This is a genomic window from Rhizobium sp. RHZ02 (assembly GCF_014851575.1).
Taxonomy (GTDB): Bacteria; Pseudomonadota; Alphaproteobacteria; order Rhizobiales; family Rhizobiaceae; genus Rhizobium; species Rhizobium altiplani.
Window position 1 is genome coordinate 57310 of record NZ_JACUZX010000032.1, and the last position, 14950, is coordinate 72259.

Below are 14950 nucleotides of genomic sequence, written 5' to 3' on the forward strand. Positions count from 1 at the left end.
TCCAGTCGGAAGCGCCGCCGTCTAACTCCGATCAACCGCTATTTTTCCCGCCAGCGGAACCGGCTCCGCGGCAACTGCGTTCTTCGAGCAGGCATTTGAAGCCAAACGGCCATTGCGTTTCAACGGGAGGCGATCCCGCACTGAGCAGCGACCGGTTCTCGTTTCAGGGGCCACGCCAATCGGCGCTTGGCAGACGATGATCAACTCTCGCCTCCGCACGGGCATTCTGTTCTGCGCGCAGCGAAGAGATTTCCGTAACTTGAGGCGGACTGAATGCAGAGAGGCTCTATCACGACAGAGAACGTCGAGGTTCCAGGGGAGAATTCCGATCCTCTGTGGAGTCTCACGAGAAGTCAGTCGCCCATTATTGGAACGGCGATCCATGACGGCAGCCATGTTCGGAGAAGTCTGCGTTCTCGGTACGCCTTGAACGAGGGCGAGCGTCTTCGCGAAGAAGACCCGTTCACGGCGAGCTTGATCAGGGGCTTGCCAAACCAGATTGTAGTTCACCGTTCCCGATTTGAAATCGATCTCAACCGACGCCGTGACCAGGCCGTTTATCATCGCCCCGAGCAGGCATGGGGGCTGACAGTTTGGAAAGAGAGCCTTCCGCAATCGGAACATCGTAGGTCATTGCTTATCCATGACGACTACTATGAGATGCTTCGTTTCTTTCTCGACGGCATCAAGCGGTACCATAAGCACTTCGTTCTCCTGGATGTGCATAGTTATAACTATCGTCGAGCGGATCCGGACACGCCAACGCCCCAGGATCAGGCGCCCGACGTCAATATCGGTACGTTCTCCATGGATCGAGACCGATGGGTCCATGTCGTCGAGCCATTGATGGATCACTTCCGGTCCTTCGACGTTGGCGGCAGGCGGCTTGACGTGCGGGAGAACGTTGCCTTTCACGGAAAGGGAGAACAGACGCGGTTCGTCCATGAACAATATCCGGGAATCGGTTGCGCGATCGCCATTGAGTTCAAGAAGATTTTCATGGACGAGTGGACGGGAAAGCCAGACAACTCGACACTTCGTGAATTGCGGGAGGCGCTTACCTCGGCCGTTCCGCTTCTCGAGCGTGCTTTGTGGTCAATGTCATGACGAAACACGCGTCAGCGACCCAGAACGATTGGCTATGTGATATCAAGCAGTCGCTTCGCGACGACAAACCGATCCGAAGGGAATTCCCCGAAGGTGGTCGCTTGCATATCGATCGACCACTCCCCTTTCTGTTCGTCCATATCAACACAGGAAAGGCGGAGGACGTGGCGCAAGCCGTAGTCCAGGCCAATGCTTCCTATCTCCTTGCATCGGACCCTCAGGAGGTCGTGTCGATTGTCGAGGCGATCGCCGCGGTCGCGGTCGAGCAGTTCGGGACCCTCCTTGTCGTTCGAAGCAGTGAGCTTGAGCGTGACCGGTTTCTTACCGATGACGCTCCCTATCTCCCGCCGTTTGAGGTTTCCGTTTGGTCATCCGAGAATGCCGCCCTTGCAAAGACGATTTTCTCGAAGACCATTATGGCAAGCGAGGCCAGGTTCCGCACGCCGAGAGTCCTCGAGCGGAATATCCCCACGTCGACCATTGACGCACAGATTGCGGCCATGCCCGGCTGCGCCATACTTGGTGTTGAGTTCGCGCCGATCTACCGAACGCCCGAATCCAGGGAGATTTACCCTGAAGTTCGCGACCAATTGGTCTCGACGCTGTTCGACGCCGCGCTCCGCGCGTGTGGCGCCTTTCTGGAAACCAAGAAACTTGTCAAGCTTGCGTCCTATCGGTCCCTTGGCAGACGTGCCTTCGTCGACGCTGTCAGCCGCGTCGACAGAAGCATAGACGAGATTGCATCGCTCTTCGACGTTCTCCTTGCCGTCACGCCCATCAACGCAAGGCAAGCATTTGACGAATTCAGGTTGGCTGGGTTTGAAAGCGAGCCGGTCTTTCTATACCGCCCGCTGACGACCCAGGTGGAAAATGCGAAGCATCGGCTCTTCGCTATCTCCTTTGACCAAATGGAGGATCCCGTCCTATACAACCTCTGCCGGGAAAAACAGCGTGAAGTCGACTTGCAACTTTCGCTGATCGCTGCGCGCCAGACCAAGAGCTTCGTAGAGTTTGGCAGGGCGCTTTATGGTCCGGTCGAGCATTCGCTTTTGCTCGAAGCGGAGGATATTCTTGGAATGCTCGCGGACGAGTATCCTGTGGATCATCTTAAGTCGCGTTCCAATATTCCTACGGCCGATGCCGACTATGTGGAACGACGTGCGCAAGCCATGATTAATCGTTACCGAACGGTCTGGCCGGACTTCAAGGCAAGCATTGTGCTTCGCGATGACCTTCCTTCTGGCCTGATGGTGACCAATCATCGTCTCCTCATTTCGAGGTCGACGATCATGGACCGACGACGTGTCGAACCGCTTCTTGCGCATGAAATCGGAGTTCATCTCCTCACCTACTTTAATGGCTCCTCTCAAGGGCTGCGGCTCTTTCGCTCCGGGCTGTCCGGATACGAAGGCATGCAGGAGGGGCTGGCGGTTTTCGCTGAGTACCTCTCGGGTGGCCTGACTGCCGAGCGGCTTAAGCTGATAGCTGCGAGGGTCGTAGCATGTGCTTACATGCTCTCGGGGTTAAGCTTCGCCGAAACTTTCCGTCGGCTCGTTTCCAACTACAAATTCTCCGATCACGGGGCTTTCAACCTTGCACTGCGTGTTTACCGCGGCGGCGGATTGGCCAAGGATGCGATCTACTTGAGAGGCCTCCTTCAACTGCTTGACCATCTGAAACGTGGTGGCGCGCTCGAGCCGTTCTGGATGGGCAAAATCGCTTCCTCCCATTTCGCGGTTATGGAAGAGCTTGCACTACGCGGATTGCTCAAGCCGCCGAGCGTCCATCCGCTGTTTCTGGAGACTGCGGAAGGCCGCGACCGACTTGACAGCGCAAGACAGGGATTGCGTCCCATCGACCTGGTTCAACCAAAGGAAGCCTAAATGCGAATAGCATTTTTCGTAAACTCGATCGAAAGCGAGGCGCCCTATTATACTACGACATCCCTCGCAATGGTCGCCAGCGCCCGTGGCCATGATGTTTGTTATGTCACGCCTGGGGATTTTGTGCTGCGACCCGACGACAGCTTGGCAGTCCGCGCAAGGGCTACGAGCGAGGGCAAACCGAAGAATGAAGACGCATTCATTGCTGATCTCAACAACAAGGCGCGCGTCGAAACGATTGACGTGAAAGAGGTGGACGTGCTGTTTTTGCGCAACGACCCCTCCCTTGATGCCGAAGAGCGACCCTGGGCCGCTCATGTCGGCGCGATGTTCGGGCGACTTGCCGTCGAGCGGGGCGTGCTGACGGTGAATGACCCCGACACCTTGATGAAGGCTCAGAACAAGCTCTATTTCCAAGACTTCCCCGAGGCTATTCGTCCCACGACACTGATTTCGAAAAGCCTGGACGAAATTAGAGCCTTCATCGACAGCCAGAAACGCGGTGTGATCCTGAAACCACTACAGGGATCGGGAGGCCGGCATGTATTCAGAATTAAATCCAGCAAGGAATCCAATCTCAATCAGATTTTTGAAGCAGTCAGTGGCGAAGGGTATCTAATCGCCCAAGGTTACCTCCCGGATGCGGTTGATGGTGACGTCCGGTTGTTCTTGATGAACGGTCAACCTCTTGAAAAGGACGGCGCCTATGCGGCATTTCGCAGAGTTCCTGCGAAAGGAGAGATCCGCTCCAATATCAGTGCCGCCGGAACAGCTGCAGCAGTAAAGATTACCCCCAAGATTCTTGAGGTTGCCGAGACTGTCAGGCCTAAGCTTGTCGCAGACGGAATGTTTCTCGTGGGCTTGGATATCATCGGTGACAAGATCCTCGAGATCAATGTCTTCACGCCGGGCGGACTGCGAAATCTCGAACAGCTCTATTCCGTGGACTTCTCCGCAACGGTCATCGAGGCTCTCGAAAGGAAAGTCAGCATTCGCCGGAACTATGGTTCCCAACTGTCGAATGCAGTGCTGGCGACACTCTGAGAAGCCGTCGCAAAAGGATCTTCCGGCGCTCCTGTCACCATTCTACATAGACCGGGTTGCTGATCGCCCGGCGGATCGGTTGGTTTGCCATATCAACGCCCTGGAGCTGCCAAGGGAGCGAACGTCCTTCGAGCGCTGAGGAGAATTCGGAAATCAAGCCCTCGCGACTTGCAGCAGCGATGATTTCAGTGCGCAGAAAAGCCTTCGGCCTGCCGGTGAAGCCACCGGTCCAATCATCGGAACGTATCGTCTCGGTCGAAAGTATGCCGGTCGCGTCGATCCATACGAGCGTATCGCCTTCCGCGCGTTTCGTTTCCGCCGTTGCGGTAACTTCGGCGTGCGTCGTCGACCCCATCGGCTGGCCATTGACGGTCAGAGCAAGGTGCGGACCGGTTGGGCTTTCTGTTACGTAACCGCGCCCGGCCTTCATGGCGGCGAGGATCGCGTCTTCTGAAAGTTCATCGAGCCATAGCACCGTCGTCGGGCGGGCCAGAGCCAGCGGTCCTTCCGGCATCAGCCGTGCAGGCTGATGAAAGTCGCTGCCGCCAATTGCTGAAATCTTGAGGCCAGAGGCGAGCCGGTCCTGATAACGGCCGAGTGATACCCAGTTCCAGGCCATCCAGTGAGATTGCCAGACTTCCATACAGTCGATCCTCGGCAGGTCATAGTCCCACTGGATCGTCGGTTTGTCGTGGTTGATCGAAAGAAGGCCACCATGGTCATGAACAAGACGCGACAGCGTATGGGCATGCTCTGGTTTCGTCATGCGGAAATCTATCCATTCATCGACACCGTAGACATTGGCATGTCCGACGGCGGTGGTGATTTCCATCGCACGCACAAAAATCAGTTCCGGCGAAGAATGCGGATGGAAATAACGTCGCTGGGTGATCGTGTTGTGGTCGGCGATCGCAAGGAAATCGAGGCCTGCCTGCTTGGCTGCAGCGTGCAGGAGTTCGGGCGAGCCGGCCGCATCTGAATGAAAGGTGTGGCAATGCAGGTCGCCGCGATACCAGCCCGCGCCCTGTCGCACCGGGAAAGTTCGCGCCGGTGGTGGCAAGAGTTCGCGCGATGCGCTGTCGAAGAGGACTGTCAGCCGCACATCGGCACCGCCGGGCGGTACCTTGTAGAGGCCGAGCATCACCTTCCATACGCCGGCCGGGATTTCACCATGAATGTAGCCCGGCGTCGCATCATCGGTCGCAACGAAGAAACGATCCCGCGCCCCGCCGCTCCAGCCGCGAAAACCGGCCGTGGTCGGATAGTCGCCGGCATGGGGATCGAGCATTCCGAGATCGATGATGCAATTGTCAGCCTTCGGGTAGGTCATCGTCACGTCGATGCGTGTCGTGTCGGCTGGGATGTCGACGGGCACGTAGACATATGGATCGGCGGCCTGATCGGCAGGGGTCACATGAACGGTGATTTCGACCATGACTGCTTACTCGCCTATTGCCGGAATACGGGCGCCGGTCTCGTCGAACAGCGTCACGTGGCGGGTATCGAAGGAGAGTGTGACCTGATCGCCGGTGCGGATTTCGTCGTCGGTGAAGATGCGCGCGGTCACCCGGCCGGAATCTGCACGTTCCATCGTAACCAGACTTTCCGGCCCCATGTTCTCGTTGGCAAACAGCTTTCCGGCAATCCTATTGGCGTCGCCCGCTTCCGCCATTCGTAGGTGTTCCGGGCGAATTCCGAGCGTCATCTTGCCTTTCGCCGCAGCCGTGGCGATGGCATCGGACACAGGGAGGCTGGGCAGGGTCAGGCCGTCCGCGCGCAACCGCAGTTGCCCGCCATCGACCATTGCCGCCACCGGCACGAGGTTCATCGGTGGATTGCCGACAAAATTTGCCACGAATGTCGTAGCCGGCCGGCGATAAATCTCGATTGGCGGCGCGAACTGCACGATCCGGCCCTTGTCCATGACGGCGATGCGGGTCGCAAGCGCCATGGCCTCGGCCTGATCGTGGGTCACGTAGACGGCGGTCATGCCCATGTCGCGCTGCAGGTGGTTGAGGAAACCGCGGGCCTCGAGGCGGAGCTTGGCATCGAGGTTTGAAAGCGGCTCGTCGAAGAGATAGACCTGGCTCGGATAGACGAACGCACGAGCAAGCGAGGTGCGCTGCTGTTGACCGCCGGAAATCTGACTCGGCAGTCGCCTCATCAGGTCACCGATCTTCAGGACGTCGGCCACTTCTCTGGCGCGTGCATGTCGCTTGTCCTCGGTCTCGCCGCGCACCTTCAGCGGATAGGCGATATTGTCGGCGAGATTCATATGCGGATAAAGCGCATAGTCCTGAAAGACCATCGAGATCTGCCGATCCTTGGGATGCAGATAGGTGACGTCCTTGCCGCCGATCAGGACCTTGCCGGCGGAGGGAGTTTCAAGGCCGGCAATCATTCGCAGGCTCGTCGTCTTGCCGCAGCCGGAAGGGCCGAGCAGGCAGACGAATTCGCCATCGGCGATCGAGAAGCTGATGTCCGGCACCGCGGTAAACGAACCGAATGTTTTGGAGACGTTCTGGAATTCGACTGAAGCCATGAGAAAGGTCCAATTACGACTTGATGCCGCCGAAGAACCGGAAGCCAAACTTCCAGTTGACGAATAGGTAAAGCACAATGACGGGCAGCGAGTAGATGAGCGAATAGGCGGCGAGCAACGTGACAATCGGCGTACCGGCCTCCGAATAGAAGGAATAGATCGCGACCGAAGCCGGCATCAGCGTATCCTTGCGCAGCAGGATGAACGGGATGAGGAAACTTCCCCAGATGTTCACGAAGGCCCAGACGACGACCACGACGATCCCGGGCCGGATGACCGGCAGCGCCACATCGAAAAAAGCCTGGATCGGTGAGGCGCCGGCCACCATGGCGCTTTCCTCATAGGATCGCGGAATGGCGTCGATGAAGTCACGCAGGATGAACATGGCGGTCGGCAACAGCCCGCCAGCGAACACCAGGATGACGGCGAGATGCGTGTCGATCAGTCCGATTGCCGAGATGATCAGGAAGATCGGCACCATGGCTGCCGAGCCGGAAACGACCGAGGAGAAAAGCAGTAGGATATAGGTGACCGCGCCCTTGCCGGGAATGGACGATCGCGACAGCGCATAGGCCGCAAGTGTGGCCGCGCCGCCGACCAGAATGACACCCCCAAAGGCCTGGATCAGGCTGTTCAAGAGCGCGTGCATCGCGAAGCTGTTCTGGAACACGGTCACGAAATTGGACAGCGTGAACGGCGACGGAATGGCAAGGCCGAGTTCGGCACGCGCATTGAACGGCGCGAAGATGAACCACACAAGCGGGAGAGCGAAGACCACGCCGATCAGCGAGGCGACGACCGAAAAGACCGCGCGGCGCATATAGATGCTGCGGGAAATCTGCATCACTCGGCCTCCGCCTTCTTCTTCTTGGCGATTTGCAGGTAGATAAGCGCGAAGGCGAGGTTGATCAGCATGATGATGACACCGACTGCCGCGCCGCGACCGAATTCGAAGTCCTTGAAGGCAACCCGGTAGGTGTAGATCGACAGCAGCTCGGTCCGGTATGAGGGGCCGCCGCTGGTCAGCAGGAAGGGCGTGAAGACGTTGAATGTCCACATGGTGATAAGGATGAGATCTGTCACCACATGGCCACGTATCAGTGGCAGGGCGATATCGCGCAGTTTCTGCCACGAACTCGCACCGGCAACATCAGCCGCCTGAAAATAGCTCGGAGGTATCGACTGGAAGGCGGAGTTGAACAACATCATGGAGAAGGCCGCGCCCCGCCAGGTGTTGAAGACCACGATGACCCAGAAAGGCTGTTGCAGCAGCAAGTCGGCCGGCGGCAGACCGAGGCCGCGCATGATCATGTTCAGTGTACCATTGTCGTAATCGAGAAAGGCGAACCAGGCGAAGCCGATCACCACTTCCGGCAGGATCCAGGCAGCAATGACAGCCGTCTGCAGAAAATTCTTGAGCGTCGGCGAGACGGACTGGCTGAGCCAGGCAAGGATGAGCCCGAGCAAGGCCTGGCCGATCAGTGCCGAAAATAACACGAACTGGACCGTCAGGATCAGCGAAAAGCCGAACTGGCCGCGCGTAAAGAACGTCGCGGGGTTGAACAGCGTAAAATAGTTCTGCAGCCCGACAAAATCGGGATCGACGGCCGTGCGGCCGAGTAGCGTTTTGTTTGTGAAGGAAACGACGATCACCCAGAAGAACGGGATGATGACGAAAACGCCGACCAGCGCGGCGGCGGGGGCGAGAAACACCGCGCCCGCGCGCGTGGAAAGCAGGGAGAATTTTTTCATGCGCGATTACCCCGTGGCAGCGCCTGCCGCGACGCGGAGGCCGGACCTTGCCGACCGGCCTCCGTTTGATTTTGGTGATCAGAGACGGCTGATCGTGTTCTCTTCGCCAACGATGGCGGTGACTGCTTCCTTGTACTGCTTCATCGCGTCTTCCGGTGTCAGTTCGCCTGAAACGACGGCCTCGGTCATGCGCTGGATTTCGGCGGAGACCTTGTTGTAGTTGGCGTCGTTCGGTCGGGCTGTCGTGAACGGCAGCAGCGTCTTGGCGGTTTCGGTCAGGAACGGCGAATTCGGGATCGCGACATCGTCGCGAATGCGGATGGCCGGCTGGATATCCTGAAAGGCGGTGAGCTGTTCCTGGCTGTTCATGAAGGAGAGCAGCGCCCAGGACTCTTGCGGCGCGTCCGTATGCGGATTGATGACGAACCCCGTACCGCCGGAAATGGTGACGAAATCCTGGCCGCGCAGGCCACGGCCCGGCTGTTCGGACGGCATCTTCTTCCAAGTCATCACATTGTCGCGGTCCGCGACCGCAAATTCCGCGCCCGGCTTGGTAACGGAACGATAGAACCAGTCGCTTTCGATCAACATCGCCGTCTTGCCATCGCGGAAGTTCGCGAAGGTGCGGTTGCGCCCATCGCCAAGCATCTGGGCGCGTTGATCGCCAAGCTTGTCGTCGACATAGACGGTCTTGTAGAGATTGAGCGTGTCCAGAATGCCCTGGCTCGAAACGATATATTTGCCGCTCTCGTCAGTCACCTGTTCGCCAGTGCCGAGCAAAGCCATCCAGTAGCCCTGCATCGTGGTGGCTTCGCCCATCGAGACGCCGGCATTGATCTGTAGCGGGAAACTCGCTGGATCAGCCGCCTTCAGCTTACGGGCGGCGTCGAGCAGTTCGGCCCAGGACTTCGGCTGCCAGCCGTCAGCGTCAATACCTGCCTTCTTGAACAGGTCCTTGCGTACGAAAATCATACGGGCATCGGTGCCGAGCGCGATGCCGTAGGGCTTGCCCTGATAGCTCATCAGCGCCTTGGTGCCGTCGGAAATATGGCCCCAGCCATCCCATTTTTCGACATCGGCGCCGCCGATCTCATCGAGCGGCTTCAGGAGGCCGCCCTGAACGAAGCTCGGAATGAGGAAGCCGTCGAAGCCGGAAACATCAGCGCCAGCGCCGCTGGAAAAGTCCAGCGCGAGCTGCTGGGTCAGCTGCTCGTCAGCTCCGCCGAATTGAGTGAGCTTGACGGTGACATCTTTGCCGTCTGCCTTCATCTTGGCGGTAAAGGCGGGAATGACCTTCTTCTCGATCCATTCCGCCATGCCGCTGTTGACGCCGCCGATGACGCAGCGGCAGGTGATGTTGAGTTCCGTCGCCGCCATGGCCTGGCTCGACAGCGCAATCACCGCCGAAGCGCCCAGCAACAGAAAACGTATGCTCTTGCGCATGTGAATTCCTCCCGAATTGGTCCGTTACCGGACAAGTTGGTTCGGTGCATTCGGACCGCCGGAACCCTCCTCCCGGCGTGCCTCGCCTCACCCGGCCCTTAGAGTGAACACGTTTTCATTTTTGTCAACAGTGCCTTCGAGACGAGAAATCAATTTTGACTCCACAAATTCGCAAGTTGCGCGGTTGCCAGCAGGAATCGCATCGCCGGCCCCTTGACGCACTATTGTTTAGGTCCCAAAATAGTGAACACGTTTTCATTTTGTTGATGCATTGATGACCGCACGAAATGACAGAAAGAGCGCCCGTGCGACGGCGGATCTCGTGGCCCGAGAAGCGAATGTCTCGCGCGTCGCCGTGTCCCGCGCTTTCAATCCGAATGCATCGTTGAAGCCGGAAAAGCGCGACCGAATCCTGCAGATTGCCCGCGAACTGAATTACACGCCGGACATGGCAGCCCGATCTCTTGTTACCCGCCGCTCGCATCTGGTTGGCATGATCGTGCCTGATGTCTGTTCACCCTGGGAAAGCCAGGAGATCGACGCGCTGACGACGGCGCTGCAGGCCGAAGGCTTCGCGACCTTGCTGTTCAAGGCCAAGGCCGATTTCAGCATGGACCAGACACTGCTTACCTATATGCGCGGCTTCAACCCCGATTCTGTGATCGCCTTCACGGAAAATGTCGATGCCGACGTTTTGAGCGGCTTTCTCGACCGCGCCGTGCCGATCTACGTGATCTACGACGACGGTGCGCAATTTGCGGACACATCCTCCAGTCTTTACGACCGGCTGCTGGTGCGCCAGCGGGACGGTATCGAGCAGGCCGTTGCGCTGCTGCAGGGGTACGGTGTCCGTCGCGTTGCTTATCTCGGCGGCAAGCGCCAGTCGCTCGCCAACCGCGAGCGCGAGCGGATGATCACCAAAATCCTCGTCGAGCGCGGTATGCAGCCGCCGACAGTCATCAATGGCGACTATACCTACGATACCGCCTATCGCGCCACGCTCGACCTTTTCCGGGTCGAGGACGGTGCGGACGCGATCTTTGCCGCCAACGACGTCGGTGCCTTCGGGGCGATTGATGCCCTGCGCCACGATCTTGGCTTTTCGGTGCCGGGCGACGTCAAGGTCATCGGATTCGACGACATCCCGCAGTCGCACTGGAAAGCTTACAATCTCACCACCGTCCGGATCGATCTCGAGGACCGCGTCCGCGCCCTCGTTCGCCTCATTCTCCGGCGTCTGAGGAATCCCGACGACGGTCCATTGACCGAAACGCTCGGCACCCGGCTCGTCGTGCGTGGCACAGTGGGTTGATTGAAATTGATCGGCTGATTGAAATGGAAATGACAGAAAAGCGCGTCCATCTGGTCTTCAAGACGCATCTCGACATCGGCTTCACCGATCACGCGGAAAAGGTCCGCAAACAGTATCACGACCGGTTCATTCCTCAGGCAATCGAGACGGGCGCGCACTTCTTCGCCGAGAACCCGGATGAGCCGCGCTTCATCTGGACGACTGGCGCCTGGCTGATCTGGGATCACCTGAATTCCCGCTCACCGGCAGAGGTCAAGCGTCTGGAACAGGCGATCGAGCACGGTCTCATCCGCTGGCACGGCCTGCCCTACACGACGCATACGGAACTGATGTCCCCGGCGCTTTTCCGTGCCGGCCTCTCCTATTCGCAAGAACTCGACCGGCGTTTCGGCAAGAGGACGATCGCCGCCAAGATGACCGATGTGCCGGGTCATACGCTCGGGATGGTGCCGATGCTCGCCGACGCCGGCATTCGTTTCTTGCATCTGGGCGTCAACACAGCCTCTCCACCACCGAACGTGCCGGATGTCTTCCGCTGGCGAGCCCCGGGCGGCGAGGAGATCGTCGTCATGTACCAGCGTTCCTATGGCGAGACCTATTTTCCGGAAGGCATGAGCGACGCGCTGAGTTTTGCCCATACCAGCGACAACATCGGCCCGCAGAGCGTGGCTCAGACTGTGGACGTCTATCGCGAGATGCACCACAAGGCGCCAGATGCTGTCATACGCGCCGCGACACTCGAAGACTACGGCGCAATCCTCTGGGATGCCCGCGAACAATTCCCGGTGCTCGATATCGAACTCGGCGACAGCTGGATCCACGGAAGCGCCACGGATCCCCAAAAGACCGCCCGGTTCCTCGCATTGCAACGCCAGTATGACCGTTTCGCTGACGACGGGCTGACACCGAGCCGGCTCGCATTCGGGCGCGGCCTGGCAATGGTCGCCGAACACACGTGCGGCGTTGACATCAAGACCTATCTCCGGGACGACAAGGCCTGGTCGCGGAAGGACTTCGAAGTTGCGCGGGCATCCGATTACCGGTTTGCCTATTCGGAAGTTTCCTGGGCCGAGCAACGGGCCTATATCGACAAGGCTGTCTCGGTGCTGGGGTGTGACGACCGCGAGATTGCCGAAGCGGCAATTTCCAGGCTCGCTGCACCCGCCCTGCCAGCGATTTCGGCTCGGGCCGGAACGATCAGTGCCGGCCGATGGGAAGCTCATGTCGACCCGGTAACCGGAGATCTCACGGCCCTTGTCACGCCCGCCGGGCGTACGATTGAAGGCCGAACTGACACGGAGGGACGACATTCTCTGGTCGCATACCGCTACGAGAGCTACGACGCCACCGACATGGCGCGGCATATGGACACCTATCTGACGCATCGGCCGGAATGGGCGATCCTCGACCACGACAAGCCGGGTCTTGCCGCTTCTGGAGCCGGTCTCTCCAAGGTCTTCGTGCCGGTGCTGACGGCTGCAGAGGGATCCTCCGCCGTCCTCTCCATGCCCAAACAGGCAAACGGGCAGTATGGAGCGCCGCCGATTTTGTCGCTGCATATGGAGGAGGGGGAGGGGTTGATTCTGACGTTCGTGTTGCGCGGCAAGCCCGCGAACCGAATGCCGGAGGCAAGTTTCCTGTCTTTCACGCCGGCCGGCGCATCGGACTGGAGTTTCAACAAGATGGGCCTCTGGCACTCATCGGAGCGCATTGCCGAAAGTGGCGGGGCACAGCTTCAGGCGGTCGCTGCTGCGCGGGAGGCCTCCACTTTGACGATCGAGCCGCTGGATACACCGCTGGTGGCGCCGCAGAGCTGGGACTTCATGACCTTCTGCAAGACGCGCCCGAGCTTTGCCGAAGGCATCCGCTTCAATCTGCACAACAATAAGTGGGGAACCAATTTCCCCATGTGGTGCGAGGGCGATATCGTCGCCCGCTTCCGGATCACGGAATCCACCGGATACTGAAGTCTACAAAGTGAGAAACTGGTCCGGCCCACCTGATCGGAATTCACCGGCATTGCCGCGCCCCGCTCTTAAAGAGCTTCAGTCTTCAAGTATACAGGATTGATGGCTCAGATCTTATCAAGAGCACAACCCTGGCTGAAGGCACTTTACCGCAAAATCGAGGAACGCTCGTCGCTTCTGGTAGAGACAGACGCAGAGTAGTCGCAATAAGCGACCAACCCGGCAAACCGCCGGCGATCTCGTCTGATTGCTTCCATGGTGTACGGCTCACCGGAGGGTCTTGTGGCTGATCGGATCGATCTCACTCGGATCGCGAGGTGTGCGTCGGAAAGTCCATAACCAGTTCATAGGCTGTGCTGCGCCCACCAGCCTCACCTTTTTGCAGGATCCCTTTCGCCAACAGGTCCGCAATATCGCGAGACGCTGTGTCCTGGGATGCGTTCGTCAATTTCGCCCATTTCGTCGATGTAAGCTTGCCTTCGAAGTTTCCTTCTAGCAATTGGTTAAGGACCTTGGCTTGTCGCGGATTGAGATCGCCTGTGGCATGGGCTTGCCAGAAATCATTCTTCAGCATGACGTTGTCGAGGGTTAGCAACGCGTCGCCGACAGCATTGCCCAGACGATCCAGGAACCACCCGATCCAGCTCGTGATATCGAGAGCTTCCTTGCTCGTGATTGACTGCAGGGCTTCATAGTAGCCGAGGCGCGATCTCTCGATCGCTGCAGACATGGAGTAAAGTCTCTGAGCGCCGCCATCACCGCGTGCGAGCACCATATCGGCGATTGCGCGGGTTATGCGGCCATTACCATCGCCAAAAGGGTGGATGGCGACGAACCAGAGGTGGGCGATCGCTGCTTTAACGAGAGGATCAAGGTCGTTCGATCCGTTAAACCATTCGAGGAAGGCTGACATCTCAGCGTCCATGCGATCTGCTGGTGGAGCAACATAGTGGACTTTCTCATGTCCAAATGCGCCGGAAACGATTTCCATGCGGCCGCCTGAGTCGTCGCGCCAATCGCCGACGCGAAGCCGGTGACCCCATTCGTTGCGGCCGGTCGGAAAAAGGGCCGCATGCCATTGAAACAGCCGCTCCGTCGTCAGTGGTTCCGAGCAATTGATTGTGGCATCGAGCGTGATATGGACGATCCCCTCAACCGAGCGGTCGGGTGTCACGAATCCGTCGATATCGATTCCGAGCCGCCGTGCCAGCGACGACCGCACCTGTTGTTCATCCAGCCGCACTCCCTCGATCGCCGACGACTTGACGACGTCGTCAGTTAGCGCTCGCAGAAAGGTCGCCTCGCGCGTACGAAAACCGAGGCTCTCCACACGGCCGATGAGGCGCCCCTGATCGAGGCGTACGGTTGCAAGTCTTGATGCAAGGTTATCGAATTTCCATTCGAAACGCGGCCAGTAGGCAGACTGCCATATATAGGTCATGTCTCAAGATAGGGTACGAATGCGGAGAATGGCAAGCATAATCTCCGCATTTATGCGGATATTGTTGAGGTTAATCTCCGCATTTTACTACTGTACGGTCATTTCGACCGATAGCGCCTGTCTCACTCAGCGTTACCTGACAACGAATGTCTGTGGTCCGGTGCGAGCAAAACGGACTCCAGCACCGTCCGTCGAAGGTGAGCGGAAACACCAGGTTTGGTAAATCTCGAACTTGGAAATCTGTGAGTCCCGTTACAGGTCATTGCCTAAAGCGCGTCGCCCGTTTTTTGATTCAGGTTCTCGAATCGGCCGATTTGTGATTCCTTCGTAGGTGGAAGGAGACCGGTCATGGGCAAATCACATCCGATCGAGTTGCGTTCCCGTGTTGTTGCGTTCGTTGAAGAGGGTAACACCCATCGCGAGGCGTCTCGGCATTTCCGTGTGTCGCCTCGGTTTGTG

General features: G+C 58.4%; 11 protein-coding genes. 5 read left to right on the top strand and 6 right to left on the bottom strand.

Translation table 11 applies throughout. The features are described from left to right. The first annotated feature begins 273 nt into the window (after nucleotides 1-273). The 3 genes from IB244_RS28285 to IB244_RS28295 are packed head-to-tail and all read left to right on the top strand — an operon-like array spanning nucleotide 274 to nucleotide 4034. A complete protein-coding gene (locus IB244_RS28285) occupies nucleotides 274-1107 on the top strand; it encodes an N-formylglutamate amidohydrolase (RefSeq protein ID WP_192306410.1) in 834 nt (277 codons plus the stop codon). Further along, nucleotides 1104-2990: a flavohemoglobin expression-modulating QEGLA motif protein gene (locus IB244_RS28290; protein WP_192306412.1), complete on the top strand. Its 1887-nt coding sequence runs from the start codon at nucleotides 1104-1106 to the stop codon at nucleotides 2988-2990. Before IB244_RS28285 ends, IB244_RS28290 begins: the two co-directional genes overlap by 4 nt. Beyond that, nucleotides 2991-4034 carry a glutathione synthase gene (locus tag IB244_RS28295; protein ID WP_192306414.1) on the top strand — a complete coding sequence of 348 codons (1044 nt, stop codon included), beginning with the start codon at nucleotides 2991-2993 and terminating at the stop codon, nucleotides 4032-4034. 34 nt (nucleotides 4035-4068) lie between these two features. Here IB244_RS28295 and IB244_RS28300 read toward each other — a convergent pair whose 3' ends face one another. From IB244_RS28300 to IB244_RS28320, 5 genes are all read right to left on the bottom strand, one after another. Then, complete coding sequence (locus IB244_RS28300; protein ID WP_192306416.1) at nucleotides 4069-5469, bottom strand: CehA/McbA family metallohydrolase; 1401 nt, start codon at nucleotides 5467-5469, stop codon at nucleotides 4069-4071. 6 nt (nucleotides 5470-5475) lie between these two features. After that, complete coding sequence (locus IB244_RS28305) at nucleotides 5476-6576, bottom strand: ABC transporter ATP-binding protein (protein ID WP_192306418.1); 1101 nt, start codon at nucleotides 6574-6576, stop codon at nucleotides 5476-5478. Nucleotides 6577-6589: 13 nt separating this feature from the next. After that, nucleotides 6590-7420, bottom strand: coding sequence for a carbohydrate ABC transporter permease (locus tag IB244_RS28310; RefSeq protein ID WP_018857924.1), 831 nt, complete (start codon nucleotides 7418-7420; stop codon nucleotides 6590-6592). After that, nucleotides 7420-8328: a carbohydrate ABC transporter permease gene (locus IB244_RS28315; protein ID WP_192306420.1), complete on the bottom strand. Its 909-nt coding sequence runs from the start codon at nucleotides 8326-8328 to the stop codon at nucleotides 7420-7422. Before IB244_RS28315 ends, IB244_RS28310 begins: the two co-directional genes overlap by 1 nt. 78 nt (nucleotides 8329-8406) lie before the next feature. Continuing rightward, nucleotides 8407-9771: an extracellular solute-binding protein gene (locus IB244_RS28320; protein WP_192306422.1), complete on the bottom strand. Its 1365-nt coding sequence runs from the start codon at nucleotides 9769-9771 to the stop codon at nucleotides 8407-8409. Nucleotides 9772-10045: 274 nt separating this feature from the next. On the opposite strand from IB244_RS28320, the gene IB244_RS28325 reads away from it, so the two are divergent. Together IB244_RS28325 and IB244_RS28330 are read left to right on the top strand one after the other, a co-directional pair. Next, nucleotides 10046-11083 (top strand): LacI family DNA-binding transcriptional regulator, encoded by a 1038-nt coding sequence (locus tag IB244_RS28325; RefSeq protein WP_192306423.1) that lies wholly within the window; start codon nucleotides 10046-10048, stop codon nucleotides 11081-11083. A 29-nt stretch (nucleotides 11084-11112) separates the two neighbouring features. Further along, complete coding sequence (locus tag IB244_RS28330; RefSeq protein ID WP_192306424.1) at nucleotides 11113-13050, top strand: DUF5054 domain-containing protein; 1938 nt, start codon at nucleotides 11113-11115, stop codon at nucleotides 13048-13050. A gap of 301 nt (nucleotides 13051-13351) precedes the next feature. Here IB244_RS28330 and IB244_RS28335 read toward each other — a convergent pair whose 3' ends face one another. Beyond that, nucleotides 13352-14491, bottom strand: coding sequence for a Fic family protein (locus IB244_RS28335; protein WP_192241101.1), 1140 nt, complete (start codon nucleotides 14489-14491; stop codon nucleotides 13352-13354). Between the last annotated feature and the right edge of the window lie 459 nt (nucleotides 14492-14950).

Bases quoted from the DNA above. Each gene is read 5' to 3' on its own strand.
- IB244_RS28285 (WP_192306410.1), top strand. From the start codon at position 274: ATGCAGAGAGGCTCTATCACGACAGAGAACGTCGAGGTTCCAGGGGAG.
- IB244_RS28335 (WP_192241101.1), bottom strand. From the start codon at position 14,491: ATGACCTATATATGGCAGTCTGCCTACTGGCCGCGTTTCGAATGGAAA.
- IB244_RS28290 (WP_192306412.1), top strand. From the start codon at position 1,104: ATGACGAAACACGCGTCAGCGACCCAGAACGATTGGCTATGTGATATC.
- IB244_RS28310 (WP_018857924.1), bottom strand. From the start codon at position 7,420: ATGCAGATTTCCCGCAGCATCTATATGCGCCGCGCGGTCTTTTCGGTC.
- IB244_RS28300 (WP_192306416.1), bottom strand. From the start codon at position 5,469: ATGGTCGAAATCACCGTTCATGTGACCCCTGCCGATCAGGCCGCCGAT.
- IB244_RS28330 (WP_192306424.1), top strand. From the start codon at position 11,113: ATGACAGAAAAGCGCGTCCATCTGGTCTTCAAGACGCATCTCGACATC.
- IB244_RS28305 (WP_192306418.1), bottom strand. From the start codon at position 6,576: ATGGCTTCAGTCGAATTCCAGAACGTCTCCAAAACATTCGGTTCGTTT.
- IB244_RS28315 (WP_192306420.1), bottom strand. From the start codon at position 8,328: ATGAAAAAATTCTCCCTGCTTTCCACGCGCGCGGGCGCGGTGTTTCTC.
- IB244_RS28320 (WP_192306422.1), bottom strand. From the start codon at position 9,771: ATGCGCAAGAGCATACGTTTTCTGTTGCTGGGCGCTTCGGCGGTGATT.
- IB244_RS28295 (WP_192306414.1), top strand. From the start codon at position 2,991: ATGCGAATAGCATTTTTCGTAAACTCGATCGAAAGCGAGGCGCCCTAT.
- IB244_RS28325 (WP_192306423.1), top strand. From the start codon at position 10,046: ATGACCGCACGAAATGACAGAAAGAGCGCCCGTGCGACGGCGGATCTC.